This window comes from Streptomyces sp. NPDC087901, assembly GCF_044742205.1.
In the GTDB taxonomy this organism is placed as follows: Bacteria; Actinomycetota; Actinomycetes; order Streptomycetales; family Streptomycetaceae; genus Streptomyces.
Genome location: NZ_JBIUUC010000004.1, coordinates 703,882 through 723,621, shown reverse-complemented (window position 1 = coordinate 723,621; position 19,740 = coordinate 703,882). Strand labels below are relative to the sequence as shown.

At 70.1% G+C, this 19,740-nt stretch carries 19 protein-coding genes; 10 read left to right on the top strand and 9 right to left on the bottom strand.

Going from position 1 to position 19,740, the window contains the following annotated elements; all coding sequences use genetic code 11:
• Positions 1-4: 4 nt before the first annotated feature.
• Entirely contained in the window at positions 5-718 is a 714-nt protein-coding gene (locus ACIOEW_RS16930; RefSeq protein WP_362553075.1) for an ABC transporter permease, read from the bottom strand.
• Positions 719-847: 129 nt separating this feature from the next.
• Between ACIOEW_RS16930 and ACIOEW_RS16925 the strand changes: the two genes are divergently transcribed.
• Positions 848-2,035 carry a betaine/proline/choline family ABC transporter ATP-binding protein gene (locus ACIOEW_RS16925; protein WP_362553078.1) on the top strand — a complete coding sequence of 396 codons (1,188 nt, stop codon included), beginning with the start codon at positions 848-850 and terminating at the stop codon, positions 2,033-2,035.
• A 24-nt stretch (positions 2,036-2,059) separates the two neighbouring features.
• Here ACIOEW_RS16925 and ACIOEW_RS16920 read toward each other — a convergent pair whose 3' ends face one another.
• Positions 2,060-3,181: an alpha/beta hydrolase gene (locus tag ACIOEW_RS16920; RefSeq protein WP_401964423.1), complete on the bottom strand. Its 1,122-nt coding sequence runs from the start codon at positions 3,179-3,181 to the stop codon at positions 2,060-2,062.
• Positions 3,182-3,321: 140 nt separating this feature from the next.
• Between ACIOEW_RS16920 and ACIOEW_RS16915 the strand changes: the two genes are divergently transcribed.
• From ACIOEW_RS16915 to ACIOEW_RS16890, 6 genes are all read left to right on the top strand, one after another.
• Positions 3,322-5,163: a phosphatidylglycerol lysyltransferase domain-containing protein gene (locus ACIOEW_RS16915; RefSeq protein WP_401964422.1), complete on the top strand. Its 1,842-nt coding sequence runs from the start codon at positions 3,322-3,324 to the stop codon at positions 5,161-5,163.
• 105 nt (positions 5,164-5,268) lie between these two features.
• Positions 5,269-6,066, top strand: a complete 798-nt coding sequence (gene folP, locus ACIOEW_RS16910) for a dihydropteroate synthase (RefSeq protein WP_401964470.1) — start codon at positions 5,269-5,271, stop codon at positions 6,064-6,066.
• Positions 6,063-6,545, top strand: a complete 483-nt coding sequence (locus ACIOEW_RS16905; protein WP_401964421.1) for a nuclear transport factor 2 family protein — start codon at positions 6,063-6,065, stop codon at positions 6,543-6,545. The genes folP and ACIOEW_RS16905 overlap by 4 nt, the downstream gene beginning before the upstream one ends.
• 230 nt (positions 6,546-6,775) lie before the next feature.
• On the top strand, positions 6,776-7,135 hold the full coding sequence (gene folB / locus ACIOEW_RS16900; protein WP_326736961.1) for a dihydroneopterin aldolase: 360 nt from the start codon (positions 6,776-6,778) through the stop codon (positions 7,133-7,135).
• A complete protein-coding gene (folK, locus tag ACIOEW_RS16895) occupies positions 7,132-7,743 on the top strand; it encodes a 2-amino-4-hydroxy-6-hydroxymethyldihydropteridine diphosphokinase (protein ID WP_362553090.1) in 612 nt (203 codons plus the stop codon). The genes folB and folK overlap by 4 nt, the downstream gene beginning before the upstream one ends.
• Before the next feature lie 58 nt (positions 7,744-7,801).
• Positions 7,802-8,284 carry a DUF3180 domain-containing protein gene (locus tag ACIOEW_RS16890; RefSeq protein WP_362553093.1) on the top strand — a complete coding sequence of 161 codons (483 nt, stop codon included), beginning with the start codon at positions 7,802-7,804 and terminating at the stop codon, positions 8,282-8,284.
• A 90-nt stretch (positions 8,285-8,374) separates the two neighbouring features.
• Here the strand turns inward: ACIOEW_RS16890 and folE are convergent, their stop codons facing one another.
• The 6 genes from folE to dacB all read right to left on the bottom strand — a co-directional run bounded on the left by folE (position 8,375) and on the right by dacB (position 16,057).
• The gene (gene folE / locus ACIOEW_RS16885) at positions 8,375-8,980 is read right to left on the bottom strand and encodes a GTP cyclohydrolase I FolE (RefSeq protein ID WP_362553096.1); all 606 of its coding nucleotides are present in this window, start codon (positions 8,978-8,980) and stop codon (positions 8,375-8,377) included.
• Positions 8,981-9,200: 220 nt separating this feature from the next.
• Positions 9,201-11,237, bottom strand: coding sequence for an ATP-dependent zinc metalloprotease FtsH (gene ftsH / locus ACIOEW_RS16880; RefSeq protein WP_362553099.1), 2,037 nt, complete (start codon positions 11,235-11,237; stop codon positions 9,201-9,203).
• Positions 11,238-11,432: 195 nt separating this feature from the next.
• Positions 11,433-11,972 (bottom strand): hypoxanthine phosphoribosyltransferase, encoded by a 540-nt coding sequence (hpt, locus tag ACIOEW_RS16875; protein WP_362553200.1) that lies wholly within the window; start codon positions 11,970-11,972, stop codon positions 11,433-11,435.
• A 99-nt stretch (positions 11,973-12,071) separates the two neighbouring features.
• Positions 12,072-13,154 (bottom strand): tRNA lysidine(34) synthetase TilS, encoded by a 1,083-nt coding sequence (gene tilS, locus ACIOEW_RS16870; protein ID WP_362553102.1) that lies wholly within the window; start codon positions 13,152-13,154, stop codon positions 12,072-12,074.
• 201 nt (positions 13,155-13,355) lie between these two features.
• A complete protein-coding gene (locus ACIOEW_RS16865; RefSeq protein ID WP_350998053.1) occupies positions 13,356-14,489 on the bottom strand; it encodes a zinc-dependent metalloprotease in 1,134 nt (377 codons plus the stop codon).
• A 62-nt stretch (positions 14,490-14,551) separates the two neighbouring features.
• Positions 14,552-16,057, bottom strand: coding sequence for a D-alanyl-D-alanine carboxypeptidase/D-alanyl-D-alanine-endopeptidase (dacB, locus tag ACIOEW_RS16860; RefSeq protein ID WP_401964420.1), 1,506 nt, complete (start codon positions 16,055-16,057; stop codon positions 14,552-14,554).
• A gap of 86 nt (positions 16,058-16,143) precedes the next feature.
• Between dacB and ACIOEW_RS16855 the strand changes: the two genes are divergently transcribed.
• Positions 16,144-16,638 carry an inorganic diphosphatase gene (locus ACIOEW_RS16855; RefSeq protein ID WP_123525235.1) on the top strand — a complete coding sequence of 165 codons (495 nt, stop codon included), beginning with the start codon at positions 16,144-16,146 and terminating at the stop codon, positions 16,636-16,638.
• A gap of 140 nt (positions 16,639-16,778) precedes the next feature.
• Positions 16,779-18,476 (top strand): threonine/serine exporter family protein, encoded by a 1,698-nt coding sequence (locus tag ACIOEW_RS16850; protein WP_362553108.1) that lies wholly within the window; start codon positions 16,779-16,781, stop codon positions 18,474-18,476.
• Between the two features lie 31 nt (positions 18,477-18,507).
• On the opposite strand, the gene ACIOEW_RS16845 is transcribed toward ACIOEW_RS16850, so the two are convergent.
• A complete protein-coding gene (locus tag ACIOEW_RS16845; protein WP_362553111.1) occupies positions 18,508-19,224 on the bottom strand; it encodes a VTT domain-containing protein in 717 nt (238 codons plus the stop codon).
• A gap of 148 nt (positions 19,225-19,372) precedes the next feature.
• Here ACIOEW_RS16845 and ACIOEW_RS16840 point away from each other — a divergent pair, with 148 nt between their 5' ends.
• Positions 19,373-19,738, top strand: a complete 366-nt coding sequence (locus ACIOEW_RS16840) for a YbjQ family protein (RefSeq protein ID WP_362553113.1) — start codon at positions 19,373-19,375, stop codon at positions 19,736-19,738.
• Positions 19,739-19,740 lie beyond the last annotated feature (2 nt).

Sequence of the window (19,740 nt, the reverse complement as noted above, 5' to 3'; positions counted from 1 at the left end):
GGCTTCAGACCGCCTTCGCCGGGCCGGCCGCGCTCACGGCATCGCGGGTGGCCGGTATTCGGGTCCAGGGGGTCAGCAGCCGCTGCACACCGAGCAGCAGCAGATCCGCGACCACCGCGAGCAGCACGCAGAGCACCGAGGCGGCCAGCACCTGGGCCTTGAAGAAGCTCGGCAGGGCGTCCTCGATGAGATTGCCCAGGCCGCCGCGGCCGACGATGGAGCCGACCGTGGTCAGCGCGATCGTGGACACCGTGGCGATCCGTATGCCGGCCATCAACGCGGGCATCGCGAGAGGGAGTTCGACCTCCCACAGCAGTCGCACCGGGCCGTATCCCATGCCCCGGGCGGCTTCCTTCGCCTCCTGCGGAACCGCTTCCAGGCCCGCCAGGATGTTCCGCACGAGAATGGTCAGCGAATACAGCACGAGCCCGGTGACGACGAGCGCCGCGGAGAGCCCGAACAGGGGCAGCAGGAGCGAGAACATCGCCAGCGACGGCACCGTGTAGAGCACCGTCGTCAGCCCGAGAACCGGTCCGGCGAAGTGCCGGCCACGGCGGGCGAGCAGCGCCAGCGGAAAAGCCACAGCGACCCCGATCGCCACCGAGACCGCGGTGATCCAGATGTGCTGAACCGTCGCATCGGTCAACTCCTGGCTGCGGGAACGGAGATACTCCCCGCAGATCCAGTCGTTCGTCACCAGGCAGTTCTGTCCGGCCATCCGTCCCCCACCTCCCGGTCGCCTCTCGTACTGATGTCCGGCGAGCCTATCCTCGACCACTGACAATCGCCGAGGCCGTTGTATTCCAGCAACACGTCCTTCACAGAACACGCGCCACAATGGGGAACCATGATCCGTTTCGAGCACGTCACCAAGCGGTATGCGGACGGCACCACCGCCGTCGACGATCTTTCCTTCGAGGTCGCCGAAGGTGAACTCGTCACGCTCGTCGGACCGTCGGGCTGCGGCAAGACGACCACCATGAAGATGGTGAACCGGTTGATCGAACCGACCGAGGGCCGGATATTCCTCGACGGGGACGACATATCCGCCATCGACCCGGTCCGGCTTCGCCGCCGCATCGGCTATGTCATCCAGCAGGTCGGCCTGTTTCCGCACCGGACGGTGCTGGAGAACACGGCGACCGTCCCCCATCTCCTCGGCTGGAAACGCGGAAAGGGCCGCGCCCGCGCCGCGGAACTCCTCGACCTGGTCGGACTCGATCCCTCCGTTTATGGCGACCGCTATCCGGAACAGTTGTCCGGCGGCCAGCGGCAACGCGTGGGTGTGGCCAGGGCATTGGCCGCGGACCCGCCGGTGCTGCTGATGGACGAACCTTTCGGCGCGGTCGACCCGGTGGTCAGGGAACGGCTGCAGAACGAATTCCTGCGGCTCCAGGCCCAGGTCCGCAAGACGGTGCTGTTCGTCACCCATGACATCGAGGAGGCCGTCCGGCTCGGCGACCGTATCGCCGTCTACGGACAGGGCTCGATCGAGCAGTTCGACTCACCGGCCACCGTGCTCGGCGCCCCCGCAACCGACTACGTCGCCGACTTCGTCGGCGCGGACCGCGGGCTCAAGCGGCTCTCGGTCACCCCCGTCGAGGAGAGCGACCTCGACCGGCCGCCGGTCGTCCACCTCGACGACCCGCTGGCCAAGGCGACAGAGCGGCTGCGCGCGGACGGGGCGCGGTGGGCCGTGGTGCTGGACGGCGACGGCCGGCTGCACGGCTGGATCCCGGCCGGTGACGCACTCACCGGCGCCGGGGGCACGGTCCGCGAGCACGCCCGGCGGATGGAGGCCTGGCTGCCCGTCGGCGCACCGCTCAAGCAGGCGTTCGCCACCATGCTCCAGCACGACGCCGGCTGGATCGCGGTCATCGACGAGGAGGGCGAGGGCCGCTTCCTGGGGGTGCTCACCCCGGCCCGCCTCCACGAGGCGCTGCGTCGCTCGATCAACGCGGACGACCGGGCCGTTCCGCGCGCCGAGGTGGCCGTGGAGAGCGTGGCGGGCGTCACGAAGACCACGGGGGACTGATCCGGCCCGGCGCGACGCCTCCGGTCAGTTCTCGCTGAGCCGGCTGCTCATCCAGTCCAGGGTCGCGGGGATCTCCCGGCGCCAGGTGTTGAAGTTGTGCCCGCCGCTGTCGAGCACGATCGACGAGACGCGAGCCGGCCGCTTCACCTTGGCCAGGAACTTCCGCGTGTCCGCGTAGTTCGACTCGCCCGTGCGGGAGGTCGTCACCAGGAAGGACGAGTCGGGCTGCGGGCGGTGGTCCAGGGACCACAGGAGGTCGGCACGCTCGCGCTCCCCCTGATCGCCGTGGAAGAGGTCACCGGTCGTCGGGTCCTCGGCCGCCTTGTAGTACGCGGAGAGTCCCGCGCTCGCCGTGAAGCGTCCCGGATGGTGCAGGCCGATCTTCAGGGCGCAGTAGCCACCGGTCGAGTTGCCGATGATGCCCCAGTTGCGGGCATGCCTCCCGACCCGGTAGCCGGCCGAGATCGCGGGCGGCAGGTCGTCCGCGAAGAACGTCTCGGTCTTCGGACCACCCTTTATGTCCACGCACTCGGTGTCCCGCGGCGGCGCCAGGGTCGGTCGCAGCATCACCAGGATCATCGGCTGCGAGCGGCCCGCCCGCACCCGTTCGAGTGACGTCTTGGGATAGGCGAGCCCCTTGAAGAGGTTCTCCGAGGTGCCCGGGTACCCGGTGAGCACCACCACCGCGGGGAACTTCCGCCGGGCGTACGCCTCCTGGAAGTACTCCGGCGGCAGGTACACGTACGCCGAGGTCTCTATCCCCGAGTGCCGCCCCGCGATCACGACCTTGTCGATCCGGCCGGCCAGGGCGGGCCGCGATCCTCCCGGTACGTCGGGCCGCTGCGTCCCCACCCGGACGATGTTCTTCTCCGCCAGGGTCCCCTGGGCATGGTCGGTCACCACGCCCAGCTCCTGCTTCTGGCCGAACAGGTCGGCCCAGGAGCCGTAGAAGAGGAACGAGTTGTTGGCCATCAGGCCGACGGAGGCGAAGACCGCCACCTGGGTGGCCAGCAGCAGCCCCACCCTGCCGAAGACCGCGGAGACGCTGCGCCGGGCGAACCTCGGCCAGAACCAGATCGTGACGGCGAACAGCGCGACGGCAAGCACGATCGCCAGGATCAGAACTGCGTTACCGGTAAGGCCCATGACGGTTGAACTTTCTTGTCAGGAAATTTCCGGGTCACGGATGAACCCGCAGCCCGGAAGCCTCGTCCTAGAGGTCGCACATCGTCCGCAGGGCTCCGGCCGACGGACTCCAAGAATCTCTCGCGGAACCACGGGAAGCGATGTCTGTCACGCTAGATGGGGATAAATCGGGATTGGTTCCGAAAGGCGTACGCAAGTTCGCATACGGACCGCGGCCCGAGACCGTGCCGGCACTCGTCGGCACCGCCTGCGCCGCCGTCGGCCTGATCGACGTCGCCGCGGGCGTGTTCCCGCGCTTCCGGCACAGCCGGATGCACACCCTCGCCGAGGTGCTCCCCGGAGCCCTCGGCCCCTTCGCCGCCGCGCTCTCACTGAGCGCCGGCGTCCTGCTGCTGCTCCTGGCCCACGGCCTGAAGCGCCACAAGCGACGGGCCTGGCGGGCCGCCGTCGTCCTGCTCCCGGCCGGTGCGGTGGCCCAGTTCGTCTACCGGCACTCGGTCCTGGGCACCGTCGTCTCACTGGTGCTGTGCTTTCTGCTGGTACGCCACCGGAGTGAATTCGCCGCGCTCCCCGACCCGCGCAGCCGTTGGAGGGCACTGGCCAACTTCGTCCTGCTCGGCGCGGGTTCGCTCGGCCTCGGCCTGGTCATCGTCAGCGTCCACCCGGGCCGTCTGGTCGGGAACCCCAGCATCGCCGACCGGCTCCAGCACGTGCTGTACGGGCTGTTCGGCTTCGAGGGCCCGGTCGACTACGCCGGCGACACCTCCTGGACCGTGGGCTACTCACTGGGCGCCCTCGGACTGCTGACCGCCGTCACCACGATCTACCTCGCGTTCCGGCCCGAGCACCCGGCCGCCCGGCTCACCGAGGACGACGAGGCCCGGCTGCGCGCCCTGCTGGAGCGGCACGGCGGCCGCGACTCGCTGGGCCACTTCGCGCTCCGCCGCGACAAGGCCGTGGTCTTCTCGCCCAGCGGCAAGGCCGCCGTCTGCTACCGCGTGGTGTCCGGGGTGATGCTGGCCAGCGGCGACCCGATCGGCGATGTGGAGGCCTGGCCCGGCGCCATCGAACGCTTCATGGACGAGGCCAGGGCGCACTCCTGGACCCCCGCCGTGATGGGCTGCAGCGAGACCGGCGGCGAGGTCTGGACCCGCGAGACCGGACTCGACGCCCTGGAACTCGGCGACGAGGCGGTGGTGGACGTCGCGGATTTCTCGCTCGCCGGACGCGCGATGCGCAACGTGCGCCAGATGGTGAAACGCATTGAGCGCGGCGGGTACGAGACGCGGGTCCGGCGCGTGGCGGACATCGGCGAGGCCGAACTGGCCCGCATCCGGCGAGCCGCCGCCGACTGGCGGGGCACGGACAACGAGCGCGGCTTCTCCATGGCGCTCGGCCGGATCGGCGACGGCGCCGACCGGGACTGCTTCGTCGCCACCGCCCACAAGGCCGAGGAGCAGGACGCGGACTCCCCGTACGGCGATCTGAAGGCCGTGCTCCACTTCGTCCCGTGGGGCACCGACGGCATGTCCCTGGACCTGATGCGCCGCGACCGCGCCGCGGACCCGGGGATGAACGAGCTGCTGATCGTCGCCTCCCTGCAGGCCGCGCCCCGGCTCGGCATCACACGCGTCTCGCTGAACTTCGCGATGTTCCGCTCCGCCCTGGCCCGCGGCGAGAAGCTGGGGGCCGGACCGGTGCTGCGGGTCTGGCGCGGGCTGCTGGTCTTCCTGTCGCGCTGGTTCCAGATCGAGTCCCTGTACAAGTTCAACGCCAAGTTCCGGCCCCGCTGGGAGCCGCGGTTCGTGGTCTACCGGAACGCCCGCGACCTGCCCCGGATCTCCCTCGCCGCCATGCAGGCCGAGGGCTTCGTGAACTTCGCGCTCCCCCGCCCCCTGGCCCGCCGCCTGCCCGCGGGCGGGCAGCGTCCCTGTGCGCATGTCCGGGCCCACACGGCAGAGCACGGCGTCCACCCGGTGTGAGCTGTCTCCGTACGGGCCCCGGACAGGCTCTAGGCTGGTCGTATGAGTACGTTGCATGGACGAGGCACGGTGCAGGGCCTGCCGGAGTGGGACCGCTGCGCGGTCATGGGTGTCGTCAACGTGACCCCCGACTCCTTCTCCGACGGGGGCCGCTGGTTCGACACCACGGCGGCCGTGAAGCACGGCCTCGACCTGGTCGGCGAGGGTGCCGACCTGGTCGACGTCGGCGGTGAGTCCACCCGTCCCGGCGCGAGCCGGGTGGACGAGGACGAGGAGCTGCGGCGGGTGGTCCCGGTGGTCCGCGGCCTGGCCTCGGAAGGGGTCACGGTCTCCGTGGACACCATGCGGGCCCGGGTCGCCGAGCAGGCCGTCGCCGCGGGAGCGGTCCTGGTCAACGACGTGAGCGGCGGGCTCGCCGACCCGGACATGGTCCCGGTCGTCGCCGCAGCCGCGGTGCCGTTCGTCGTCATGCACTGGCGTGGCTTCAGCGAGTCCATGAACAGCAGGGCGGTGTACGGGGACGTCGTCGCCGAGGTCGTCGAGGAACTGCGGGTCAGGATGGACGCCGTGGTCGCCGGGGGTGTCGCCCCCGAGCGGATCGTGATCGACCCGGGCCTCGGCTTCGCCAAGGACGCCGCCCACGATCTCTCGCTCATCGCCCGCCTCGACGCGCTGCACGGCCTCGGCCGCCCGCTGCTGGTCGCCGCCTCCCGCAAGCGGTTCCTGGGGCATGTCCTGGCCGGGGAGGGCGCGGCCCCACCCCCCGCCCGCGAGCGTGACGCGGCCACCGCCGCGGTCTCCGCGCTCTCCGCCCGGGCCGGTGCCTGGGCCGTCCGGGTCCACGAGGTACGGGCCACCGCCGACGCCGTCCGGGTCGCCCGTGCGGTCGAGGGAGCCGCGTGAACGAGCCGCAGGACGAACAGACCTCCGCCGCCGACGACATCGAGGCGGTCGAGCGGGCCAACACCGCCTTCTACGAGGCCTTGGAGCGCGGCGACCTGGACGAGCTGACCGGGCTCTGGCTGCCCGGGGAGGACCTCACGATCTCCTGCGTCCACCCCGGCTGGCCGGTGCTCACCGGACGCGGCGAGGTGCTGCGCAGTTACGCCCTGATCATGGCGAACACCGAGTACATCCAGTTCTTCCTGACGGATGTCGGGGTCTCCATGACGGGCGACACCGCCCTGGTGACCTGCACCGAGAACATCCTCAGCGGAGGTCCCGCCGAGGAGGGCAGCTCCCTGGGGCCACTCGTCGGCCAACTGGTCGTCGCGACCAATGTGTTCCGCCGCACTCCGGAGGGCTGGAAGCTCTGGTCCCATCACGGCTCGCCCGTCCTGGCCGAAACCGATGAGGACGAGGACGAGGACTCGCCTTCCTGAACGTTCCGGACGTTCCGAGCGGGTATCAGGACGCTCCGAGCCACGAAAGGCCGCCCGGGGGATTGGAACCGGGGACATCGGGGTATCAGCGGCTACCAGTCCCGTGCCGTCGTGTCCATAGCCCCCGCGGGGGAGGACTGTCGGCGCCCGCAGGTAGATTCGGAAAAGGGTACGCAGCCGCCCGCACGCGGTTCCGTGCCCCTTCGACAACAACATCAGGAGTGATTCGCGTGGATCGTGTCGCGCTGCGCGGCCTCAAGGCCCGTGGGCACCATGGCGTCTTTCCCCGGGAACGGGAAGAGGGACAGACGTTCATCGTCGACCTGGTGCTCGGCCTCGACACCCGCCCCGCGGCAGCCGCGGACGACCTCACCAAGACCGTGCACTACGGCGTGGTCGCCGAAGAGGTCGTCGCTGTGGTCCAGGGCGAGCCGGTCGATCTGATCGAGACGCTCGCGGAGCGCATCGCCCAGCAGTGCCTCAAGCACGAAGGCGTCGAGGAGGTGGAGGTCGTGGTCCACAAGCCGGATGCGCCCATCACCGTCCCCTTCGACGACGTCACCGTCACCATCACCCGGAGCCGAGCATGACTGCATTTTCTACCGAGGGGCAGAGCGACCCGACCGTACAGCCGGTTCCCGCCTCCGTGGTCGAGCAGGTGGACGCCGCGGACATCACCCTCTCCAACCCCAAACGCGCCGTGATCTCCCTGGGCTCCAACCTGGGCAACCGCCTGGAGACCCTCCAGGGGGCCATCGACGCCCTGGAGGACACCCCGGGCCTTCGGGTCAAGGCGGTCTCCCCGGTGTACGAGACAGAGCCGTGGGGCGTCGACCCCGGCTCCCAGCCGTCGTACTTCAACGCGGTCGTCGTCGTGAAGACGACACTCCCCCCGTCCTCCCTCCTGGAGCGCGGCCAGGCCATCGAAGAGGCCTTCGACCGGGTACGCGCGGAGCACTGGGGGCCGCGCACCATCGACGTGGACATCGTCGCGTACGCGGACGTCGTCTCCGACGACCCGGAGCTCACCCTCCCCCACCCCCGGGCCCGTGAGCGCGCCTTCGTCCTCGCTCCGTGGCACGACGTGGATCCCGAGGCCCAGCTGCCCGGTGTCGGCCCGGTCTCCGACCTGCTGGCCGGCGTGGGCCGCGGTGGCGTACTGCCCCGGGCCGACCTGGAACTCCGGCTGCCCGAGTAGTCGTTAGGCTCGAAGAAGACAGCAGGACATCCACAGGCGGCGAAGGGCGGCTCACCCGGTGAAGCAACTACGGCTCGGAGTACTGGCCGGCCTCTTCGCCGCCGCCGGGGTGCTGTCCTGGGGCGGCGCCCGCCTCTGGAGCTCCCTCGGCACCCTGCCGAGCGTGCCCCTGGCCGCGCCCATCGTGCTCGCGGTGATCGCCGTGGTCCTGCTGGCGACTGCGCTCTCCATCCGCTCCCGGCTGCGCGCCCAGCGCGAGCGCCGGCCGGGCGCGAAGGGCGTCGAGCCTCTGATGGCTGCCCGTGCCGTGGTCTTCGGCCAGGCCAGCGCCCTCGTCGCCGCCCTGGTCGCCGGGATGTACGGCGGCACGGGCGTCTTCCTGCTCGGCTCCCTCGACAACCCGCCCCGCCGCGATCAGGCCATCTACGCGGGCCTCGCGGTTCTGGCCGGCATCGCGGTGATCGCGGCGGCCCTGTTCCTGGAGCGCGTCTGCAAGCTCCCGGACGACGAGGACGACAACAAGAAAGCGGCGGCAGCGTAGGAGACCGCCGACGGCAACAGGAACGCGGCGGCGCAGGACACCGCCCCTTCCTGTCCGGGCCGGTGCGTCAGCCCTGTCCGGGCCGGTGCGTCAGCGCGCCATGATCAGGCTCATGGCCTCGGCGCGCGTAGCGGGGTCGCGGAGCTGTCCGCGAACCGCCGAGGTCAGCGTCTTCGCCCCGGGCTTGCGGATCCCGCGCATCGACATGCACATGTGCTCGCACTCCACGACGACGATGACGCCGCGCGGCTCCAGGATCTCCATCAGGGACTCGGCGATCTGCGTCGTGAGCCGCTCCTGGACCTGCGGCCGGCGAGCGTAGACGTCGACGAGACGGGCCAGCTTCGACAGACCGGTGATCTTGCCGCTGGTCGCAGGGATGTACCCGACGTGCGCCACTCCGCGGAACGGCACCAGGTGGTGCTCACACGTACTGAAGACTTCGATGTCCTTGACCAGCACCATCTCGTCGTGGCCCAGGTCGAACGTGGTCGTCAGGACGTCCTCGGGCTCCTGGTACAGGCCCGCGAATATCTCCTTGTACGCCCGCGCCACCCGCCCCGGCGTCTCCCGCAGCCCCTCCCGGTCCGGGTCCTCCCCGACGGCAATGAGCAGCTCGCGTACGGCCGCCTCGGCCCGCTTCTCGTCGAACTCGCCTATCGAACCCTCGCCGTCCAGCGTCACCGGGTCGGTCATCTGTGCCTCGTTCCTCTGAGCTGTCACTGCGTGGACATCCGCGCAGGTGTGGGGCCTGTCCGGCGGATCAAGGTCGTTCCGGACGCCGCGACCCCGGCCATGATCCGCCGGACAGGCCCAAGGGAAAAGCCGCGCCCCCACAGGCTAAAACCTGGGGGGCGCGGCATCCATTCCGGGCCCGGTGAAGCCCCCGTGACAGGGGCCACACCGGGGTCGGTGTCTAGCTCTCGGGACGCTCCTCGGGGATCGCCTCGGTCGCCGGAACCGAGTCCGTGACCGAGCCGTTCGCCGTGGTGGCGCCGTTGGTGAGGGCGAGCTCCTTCGGGGAGAGCACCGGCGGCCGGGTGGACGGCGTGCGCCGGGCGGAGCCGGTCCACGCCGGACGTGCCGGGCGCTTGACGATCGGAGCGAAGATCTCGGCGATCTCCGCCTTGCCGAGGGTCTCCTTCTCAAGGAGCTGGAGAACCAGGGCGTCCAGAACGTCGCGGTTCTCGACGAGGATCTCCCACGCATCGTTGTGCGCGGTCTCGATGAGCTTCTTGACCTCTTCGTCGACCAGCGCGGCGACCTCTTCCGAGTAGTCGCGCTGGTGACCCATCTCACGGCCCACGAACGGCTCGGTGTTGTCGCCACCGAACTTGATCGCGCCGAGGCGCTCCGTCATGCCGTACTGCGTGACCATCGCGCGGGCCGTTGTCGTGGCCTTCTCGATGTCGTTCGCAGCGCCGGTCGTCGGGTCGTGGAAGACCAGCTCCTCGGCCGCGCGCCCGCCCAGCATGTAAGCCAGCTGGTCGAGCATCTCGTTGCGCGTCGTGGAGTACTTGTCCTCCTCCGGGAGCACCATCGTGTAACCGAGGGCGCGGCCGCGGGAGAGGATCGTGATCTTGTGGACCGGGTCCGCCTGAGGTGAAGCCGCCGCGACCAGGGCGTGTCCGCCCTCGTGGTACGCGGTGATCTTCTTCTCCTTCTCGGACATGATCCGGGTCCGCTTCTGCGGACCCGCCACGACGCGGTCGATGGCCTCGTCGAGCATGTTGTTGTCGATCAGCTTCAGATTGCCGCGCGCGGTGAGGAGCGCGGCCTCGTTCAGCACGTTCGACAGGTCGGCACCGGTGAAGCCGGGCGTACGACGGGCGACGGCGCCGAGATCGACGTCCGGCGCGACCGGCTTGCCCTTCTGGTGGACCTTGAGGATCTCCAGACGGCCCAGCATGTCCGGCCGGTCGACCGCGATCTGCCGGTCGAAACGGCCCGGACGCAGCAGCGCCGGGTCGAGGATGTCCGGACGGTTCGTGGCGGCGATCAGGATGACGCCGCCCTTCACGTCGAAGCCGTCCATCTCCACGAGCAGCTGGTTCAGCGTCTGCTCGCGCTCGTCGTGACCGCCGCCCATACCGGCACCACGGTGCCGGCCGACAGCGTCGATCTCGTCGACGAAGACGATCGCCGGGGCGTTCGCCTTGGCCTGCTCGAAGAGGTCACGCACACGGGAGGCGCCGACACCGACGAACATCTCGACGAAGTCGGAACCGGAGATCGAGTAGAACGGGACGCCCGCTTCGCCGGCGACGGCGCGTGCGAGCAGCGTCTTGCCCGTACCGGGAGGCCCGTACAGCAGAACACCCTTGGGGATCTTGGCGCCGACGGCCTGGAACTTCGCCGGCTCCTGGAGGAACTCCTTGATCTCGTGGAGCTCCTCGACCGCCTCGTCCGACCCCGCCACATCGGCGAACGTCGTCTTGGGGGTGTCCTTGGTGATCAGCTTGGCCTTGGACTTGCCGAACTGCATGACCTTGGAGCCGCCACCCTGCATCTGGTTCATCAGAAACAGGAAGACGACCACGATGAGGACGAACGGCAGCAGCGAGAAGAGGATCGAGACGAACGGGGACTGCTTCGACGGCGAGACGGTGTAACCCTTCTCGATGTCACCGCTCTCGAACTTCTTCTGCAGCATGTCGGCGAGCTGGACGCCCTGGTCGCCGATGTAGCTCGCCTGGAACTTACTGCCGGACTTGCTGCCGGACTCGCCGGAGAGTTTCTGGTTGTCCTTCAGCTCGATCTTGATGATGTGATCGTCACCGGTGGTCAGCTCGGCCTGCTCCACCTGGTTCTTACTGATCGCCTGGATTACCTCGCCGGTGTCCACTGTCTTGTAGCCGCCGCCAGAACCGACGACATTCATCACCACGACCACGGCGAGGACGGCCAGCACGATCCACATGACCGGCCCACGGAAGTATCGCTTCACGTCCATCCATACGGAGCGAAGTCGCCCCGTTCCTCCTGCCCGTAGGTAAATGCTGCTGTGAGTTAAGACTGTTCTTCGGACGGTACACCGGCATTGTCACCGACGACCGCCCGGCAAGTCTGTCAAACCCGCCTTCGAAGGCTCAACGGCGGGAGAACGATGAGGGTTCCCGGAGTCGGCGCGGGCTGCGCCGCGCCGCGGTCAGCCTCCGTAGACGTGCGGGGCGAGGGTGCCGACGAAGGGGAGGTTGCGGTACTTCTCCGCGTAGTCCAGCCCGTAGCCGACGACGAACTCGTTCGGGATGTCGAAGCCGACCCACTTGCAGTCGAGCGCGACCTTCGCCGCGTCCGGCTTGCGCAGCAGGGTGCAGATCTCCAGCGATGCGGGCTCGCGCGAGCCCAGGTTCGACATCAGCCAGGACAGGGTCAGACCCGAGTCGATGATGTCCTCGACGATCAGGACGTGCTTGCCCTTGATGTCGGTGTCCAGGTCCTTGAGGATCCGGACGACACCGGAGGACTGGGTGCCCGCGCCGTACGACGAGACGGCCATCCAGTCCATGGTGACCGGGGTGGACAGCGCGCGCGCCAGGTCCGCCATGACCATCACCGCGCCCTTGAGGACTCCGACGAGGAGCAGGTCCCTGCCCGCGTACTCCGCGTCGACCTTCGCGGCCAGTTCGACGAGCTTCGCGTCGATCTCTTCCTTGGTGAGGAGCACCGACTGAAGGTCGGTGCCCATGTCCTTCTCGTTCACCCGCGTCTCTTTCTTTGCCTGCCGGGTCCGGGATGGTGTCCCGGACCTGCGCGGCCGCTCGCCTGCATGTCAGCCGCTTGTGCGTCAGCTCTGCCGAATCACCAGTCTGCCACCCTGGCGCAGGGCTTCGACGCGGCCGGGGAGGTTGATGGCCTGCTGGCCGCGCCAGCCGGTGATGAGACGGTCGACTTCCTCGATGTGCCGGGCGAAGAGGGAACCGGCCGGGGAACCCGCCTCTATGGCCGCCCGGCGCAGGACGCGGCGGCGGACGGCGGACGGCAGCGCGTGCAGTTTGGCGCACTCCAGCCGGCCCGCATCGTCGCGAACGTCACGTCCGGCCTCGGCGGCCCAGGTGTCCAGGGCGTCGGCGTCGTCGCGGGAGAGCTGCGCCGTACGGGCCAGCGCCTCGACGACTCCCTTGCCCAGCGCCTTCTCCAGGGCGGGCAGGCCCTCGTGGCGCAGCCGGGAGCGGGTGTAGGCGGGGTCGATGTTGTGCGGGTCGTCCCAGACGGGCAGGGACTGGGCCAGACAGGCCGTGCGGGCGGTCTGCCGGTCGAGCTGGAGGAAGGGCCGGCGGTAGCGGCCCGCCGGCCCGGACGCGGCGGCCATGCCGGAGAGGGAACGGATGCCGGAGCCGCGGGCGAGGCCCAGCAGCACCGTCTCCGCCTGGTCGTCGCGGGTGTGGCCGAGCAGGACGGCTGCGGCGCCGTGACGTTCGGCGGCGGCGTCCAGGGCCGCGTAGCGGGCGTCGCGGGCGGCGGCCTCGGGTCCGCCGTCGTGGCCGACGCGCACCGCGACGGCCTCGACCGGGTCGAGGTCCATGGCGGTGAGGCGGGCGACGACCTCGATGGCGCGGGTGTCGGAGCCGCTCTGGAGGCCGTGGTCGACGGTGATGCCGCCGGCCCGGACGGCGAGTTTGCGGGCCTCGAAGGCGAGGGCGGAGGCGAGCGCCATGGAATCGGCGCCGCCTGAGCATGCGACCAGCACCAGGGGGGTATCGGTGCGTTCGGGAAGCGCGGGACGCCGCCTGCCCGACCCGGCTTCGGCGAGCTCGGGGTGCGGTGCGTGCCCGGTGCGTTCGGTCTGATCGGCGAATTCGGTGAGTACGTCGTGGAGTACGCGGCGGACCGCCAGGCGTATCGCCGCGACCGCAGGATGGGGACCCATGTCCGGTGCCCTTCGTGAAGGTCTGGAGAGGTGCCTCCGAGTGCCGGGACGGAGAAAAGTGCCGTGACTCAGAGTGCGTCGATGGTGACAGAGCAATGCCGTTCATCGAGCATTGCACGCCTTCCCATGCCCCTACGGTCCCTCGGATGGGTGATTACCGGTGCGTTGCCCTCGGGTCCCCGCCCTGCGCACGGGCCGCGATCATGACTCTGCCTTACGGTGCACCCGCGCGATCCAGTCCTCCGGTTTGGCGATTTCCGCCTTGGTCGGGAGGGTGTTGGGCGAGGTCCAGACCCGGTTGAAGCCGTCCATGCCGACCTCGTCGACCACGGCGCGCACGAACCGCTCGCCGTCCCGGTACTGGCGCAGCTTGGCGTCGAGCCCCAGGAGCTTGCGCAGCGCGAGGTCGAGACGGCTCGCGCCGCGCGCCCTGCGCTGCTGGAACTTCTCCCGGATCTCGCCGACGGAGGACACCACCTCGGGGCCGACACCGTCCATCACGTAGTCGGCATGCCCTTCCAGCAGGGACATCACCGCGGTGAGCCGGCCGAGGATCTCCCGCTGGGCGGGCGTCTGAACGATTTCGACGAGGCTGCGGCCGCCGTCCTCGCCCTCCTCGCCCTCGGGCCGGCCACCGGCCAGCGACTGGGCGGCCTCGCGGAGCCGTTCGAGCACCGTCATCGGGTCGACGTCGGTCTCGTCGAGAAATGACTGGATCTCGCCCTGCAGATGGTCGCGGAGCCAGGGCACCGCGGTGAACTGCGTGCGGTGCGTCTCCTCGTGGAGGGCGACCCAGAGACGGAAGTCGTGCGGGTCGACCTCCAGCTCCCGCTCGACGTGGACGATGTTCGGGGCGACCAGCAGGAGCCTGCCGCCTCCGTCGGCCGAGGCCGGGAGCTCGCGGGTGGCGGGGGCGAACGTCTCGTACTGTCCGAGGACCCGGGAGGCCAGGAACGACAGCAGCATCCCCACCTCCACACCGGTGACCTTGGAGCCGACCGCGCCGAGCACCGCGCCGCCCGTACCGCCGCCGCGCCGCTCCTCCATCTTCTCCAGGAGGGGGCGGAGCAGTTCCCGGAACCCCGCGACGTTCGCCTTGATCCAGCCCGCCCGGTCGACGACCAGGACCGGGGTGTCCTCAGGCTCGGTCCCTTCCGGGATCATCCGGGTGAAGGAACGGACGTGCTCCTCCGCCGCCTTGGCATGCCTGCGCAGCTCCGCGACGACCTCGCGAGCCTCCTCGCGGCTGATCTCGGGACCCGGCCGTACAAGCCGGGTCGCAGTCGCGACCGCGAGATTCCAGTCGACCATCCCGGCACCACCGACGCTCGTCATGCGTCAACCGTACGTGCTCGGCCCTTGGAGCGACCGGCAAATGGGGGGCGGTGTTGAGCCTCTCAGCGTCTGCCGGCGGCCAGAGCGGTCGCGAGCGCGTCGAGAGCCGACTGGGCCTCGGACGGGGCGGTGGTGCCCGACGCGAGGAAGGCGAACGCGAGCAGCCGGCCGTGCGGGTCGACGACCGTGCCGGAGAGGCTGTTGACGCCCGTGAGGGTGCCCGTCTTGGCCCGGATCAGCCCGGTCCCGCCGGATTTCGTGGTGTAACGGCCGCTGAGCGTGCCGCTGAAGCCGGCCACCGGAAGCCCCGTGAGGACGGGGCGCAGCTCCGGGTGGTCCTGGTCGGCCGCGCGCGCCAGGAGCCCGGCGAGCAGGGCGGCGGTGACCTTGTCCTTGCGGTTGAGCCCGCTGCCGTCGGCGACGACCACACCCTTCAACGGCAGACCCAGCTTCTTCAGCTGCGTGGTGACGGCCCGTCGGCCGCCCTTGAAGTCGGCCGGTTCACCGGTGGCGAGCGCGGTCTGCCGGGCGAGTGCCTCGGCGATGTCGTTGTCGCTGTTGGTCAGCGCCCGCTCGACGAGGGCGGACAGCGGGACGGAGAGATGCCGGGCCACGAGCCGGGACTTCGCGGCCGCCCGGCCGGGGGCCGGGCTGTCGGCGGTGGCGATCCCGGCCTCGTCCAGCAGTTCACCGAAGGCGTCCGCGGCGTCGCGGGCCGGGTCACCGCTGCGCGGAGCGGGTCCGCTGGAGGTGTCGTCGAGCCGCCCTTCGTCGACCATCAGGGCGCTCACGGGAGCGATGTTCTCGTTGGGGCCGATCGGGTGGAGTGCGGGCCCGGAGTAACCGGAGGTGTCGTACCGCAGCCGCACCGAGCGGACCCCGCCGTCCTTGAGGGCGCGGGCCGTGCCGGCGGCCAGGGTGCGCAGGGCCGCCCGGTCGAGGGTGGGGTCGCCGCCGCCGACCAGCGTCACGGTGCGCAGGTCGCCGGAGGCCCGGACGGTCGTGGGGATGCGGTGGGCGGGGCCGAGCGCCGTCAGGGCCGCGACCGTGGTGGCGATCTTGACGGTGGACGCGGGCGTCATGGGGGCGTCGGCCCCCAGCCCGTAAAGCCGCTTGCCGGTGGCGGTGTCGATGACGACGGCGCTGCGCCGGGTGCCGAGCGCGGGGTCCTTCAGCAGCGGGCCCAGCACGGCACTCAGTGCGTCCGCTGCTCCGTCCGGGGCAACCGCGGCGTCCGGCGCGGAGTGGTCGGCGCCGGTGCCCAGCGCCGCGAGTACGGCCGGTGCGCTGGGCGCCGGGGCCGGCCCCGAGGGTGCGGCGGGCTCGTGATGTGCGCCACCTGTGCGGTCCTGGGAGGCCGCCCGGTCATGCTCGGCCTTACGCTGACCCGAGTCCCAGGGACCGGCGGCAAGGACGGCGCCGGCTGCGAGCGCCAGGCCCAGGACGGCGGAAACGGCCGTGAACTGCCGGTTGCTCAGTCCGTTACGCATGCCCAGGCGGTCCGTGAGGGCCGTCCTGTCAACGCGGGAGAACGGGTTGATCGACGGTCTTTTCACCGGCTCGGCCACCGTTGAACAGCCCCTTTCGCGAGCACACATCTCCGTGGGGGACACTTAACCATCAGTCGTATGTGTTGATCATGGAGGAGCCACCCGTGGAGTTCGACGTCGTTATCGAGATCCCGAAGGGTTCGCGGAACAAGTACGAGGTGGATCACGAGACCGGTCGGATCCGCCTGGACCGTCGACTCTTCACCTCGACCAGCTACCCGGCGGACTACGGTTTCGTCGAGAACACCCTCGGCGAGGACGGCGACCCGCTGGACGCGCTGGTCATCCTGGAGGAGCCGACGTTCCCCGGCTGCCTCATCAAGTGCCGCGCCATCGGCATGTTCCGTATGACGGACGAGGCCGGCGGCGACGACAAGCTGCTGTGCGTGCCGGCCTCCGACCCCCGGGTGGAGCACCTGCGCGACATCCACCACGTGTCGGAGTTCGACCGCCTGGAGATCCAGCACTTCTTCGAGGTCTACAAGGACCTGGAGCCCGGCAAGTCCGTCGAGGGCGCCGACTGGGTCGGCCGCGTCGAGGCCGAGGCCGAGATCGAGAACTCGTACAAGCGCCTCGAGGCGCAGGGCGGCGCGCACTGAGGTTCCGCTTGCGGTTCTGAACAGCTGCCGGGCGGTACACCTTCACGGGTGTGCCGCCCGTTCGCATGACCGCCCATGGGCGCGGCCATACTGGGCAGGAGCGCAGCCGAGGACGCGCAGCCGATGAAGAGCGAGGTCGAGTGGTGGCGGAACCGGGCGGTCCCGATGACCAGAAGCCCCAGTCCGACGAGGCGCGCAGCGCCTTCTCCCAGCCCGCCGGGGTCGGCAAGTCCGCCCCGCCTTCGGACGACGACCATCCGACGTCCGAGTTCTCCCTGCCGTCCGGTCTCGCACCCGAGCCACAGGGGCCCGCGTCCGGCTCGGGAACGGGTTCCGCTTCCGGCTCGGACACGATCGGCTCCGCCTTCGCCCCGCCGCGCACGTACGACGCCCGGAACTCCCCGCCCGCCTTCACGCCCGCGCACGGCATCCCGATGATCCGGCTGACCAAGGAGGCCCCTTGGCAGGACCGGATGCGCACGATGCTGCGGATGCCGGTCGCCGATCGCCCTGCACCGGAACCGGTGCAGAAGCACGACGACGCCGGCCCTGCGGTGCCGCGCGTGCTCGACCTGACCCTGCGTATCGGGGAGCTGCTGCTCGCCGGCGGTGAGGGCGCCGAGGACGTCGAGGCGGCGATGTTCGCGGTGACCCGCAGCTACGGTCTCGACCGCTGCGAGCCGACCGTCACCTTCACGCTGCTGTCGATCTCGCACCAGCCGTCGTTGGTCGAGGACCCTGTGACGGCGAGCCGTACCGTACGCCGCCGCGGCACCGACTACACCCGACTGGCCGCGGTCTTCCGGCTCATCGACGACATCACCACCGAAGAGGGCGAGATCTCGCTGGAGGAGGCCTACCGGCGCCTTGCGGAGATCCGCCGGAACCGGCACCCCTACCCCGGCTGGGTACTCACGCTGGCCGCCGGCGGGCTGGCGGGCGCGGCATCGGTGCTGGTCGGCGGCGGTCCCGTGGTGTTCCTGATCGCGGCGCTCGGCGCCATGCTCGGTGACCGGCTGGCCTGGCTGTGTGCCGGGAGGGGGCTTCCGGAGTTCTACCAGTTCGTCGTGGCGGCGATGCCGCCGGCCGCGATGGGTGTGGCGCTGACCCTCACCCACTGGTCGGACGTACGGCCGTCGGCGGTGATCACGGGTGGACTGTTCGCGCTGCTGCCGGGACGGGCGCTGGTCGCGGGCGTGCAGGACGGCCTGACCGGCTACTACATCACCGCATCGGCGCGGCTGCTGGAGGTCATGTACTTCTTCATCGCCATCGTCGCCGGGGTGTTGCTGGCTCTCTACGGGGGGCTTCAGCTGGGTGCCGAGCTGGACCCGGAGGCACGGTTCATCACCCATGACCGGCCGGTGGTGCAGATCCTGGCGTCGATGGTGCTGACCCTGGCCTTCGCGATCCTGCTCCAGCAGGAGCGGGCCACGGTGCTGGCGGTGACCCTCAACGGGGGCGTGGCCTGGATCATCTACGGGGCGATGGCCCGGACGGGCGGCCTCTCCGCGGTGGCGGCCACCGCTGCCGCGGCCGGTCTCGTCGGGCTGTTCGGGCAGTTGTTCTCGCGCTACCGCTACACCTCGTCGCTGCCGTTCATCACGGCTGCGATCGGCCCGCTGCTGCCCGGCTCCGCCACGTACTTCGGTCTGCTGGGCGTCGCGCAGAACGAGCTGGACCGGGGGCTCGCCTCACTGTCGACCGCCGTGGCGACGGCGCTGGCCATCGCGATCGGGGTGAACCTGGGAAGCGAGATCTCCCGGCTGTTCATGCGGGTGCCGGGGGCGGTCGGCGGCGCGAACCGCCGCGCGGCCAAGCGGACGCGCGGCTTCTGACGCGGGGACCTGCGGCCCCTCGGGACCGGCCTCAGCGCTTGGCGTGACGGCCGCCGCGGCGGCTCGCGGCCGAGCTGCCACCGGCGGCCGGGCCCTGGTCCTCGCCGTCGCCCGACACCGCTTCCTTCTTCGACTTGCTGCGGGCGCGCAGGAACTCGATGCCGATCGGCACGACCGAGATCAGCACGATCAGGACCAGCATGGCCTCGATGTTCTTGTGCACGAACTCGATCCGGCCGAGCCCCGCACCGAGGAGCGTCACCCCGACGCCCCAGAGGACTCCGCCGATGATGTTGAACGTGATGAACGAGCGGTAGTTCATCCGGCTGACACCGGCGATGATCGGCGTGAACGTCCGCACGATGGGCACGAAGCGGGCCAGGATCAGCGACTTCGGCCCGTACTTCTCGAAGAACTCATGGGCCTTCTCGACGTTCTCCTGCTTGAAGAGGCGGGAGTCCGGGCGGTTGAAGAGCGAGGGGCCGACCTTGCGGCCGAAGAGATAGCCCACCTGGTCGCCGATGATCGCCGCCAGGGCGACCAGGACACAGACCAGCCACAGCGGGGTGTCCAGCTTGTCCGTCGTCACCAGCAGACCCGTGGTGAACAGCAGCGAGTCGCCGGGCAGGAAGAACCCGATCAGCAGCCCGGACTCGGCGAAGACGATGACCAGCACACCGATCAGCCCGAACTGCCCGATGAGATGGTCCGGGTCCAGCCAGCTGGGTCCGAGCGCAAGCGTATTCAAGGGTCCGGACTCCAGGATGTGGTCGATGGCGGCTGCGTGGCCGCCCAAAGCTATCAACGCCCTGAAGCGCTTCCGGGTTCCACTGGCCCCCGTGGAGATGCACATGGGATGAACCAGGGCAAAACTCTTCCCCAGGAGGTGCCATCCCATGGGCATTGACGATTACGGCGGCGGTCAGACGGCACAGTCCGATGTGCTGGTCGTCACCACCAATGACGTACCCGGCCATCAGGTGACCCAGGTCATCGGCGAGGTGTTCGGCCTGACCGTCCGCTCCCGCCACCTGGGCAGCCAGATCGGCGCCGGGCTGAAGTCCATGATCGGCGGCGAGCTGAAGGGGCTGACCAAGACGCTCGTCGAGACCCGCAACCAGGCCATGGAACGGCTGGTCGAGCAGGCGAAGGCGCGCGGCGCCAACGCGGTGCTGATGATGCGGTTCGACGTGAGCGAGGCGGCCGACGTGGGCACGGAGGTCTGCGCGTACGGGACCGCCGCGGTGATCAGCCGGAGCTGAGC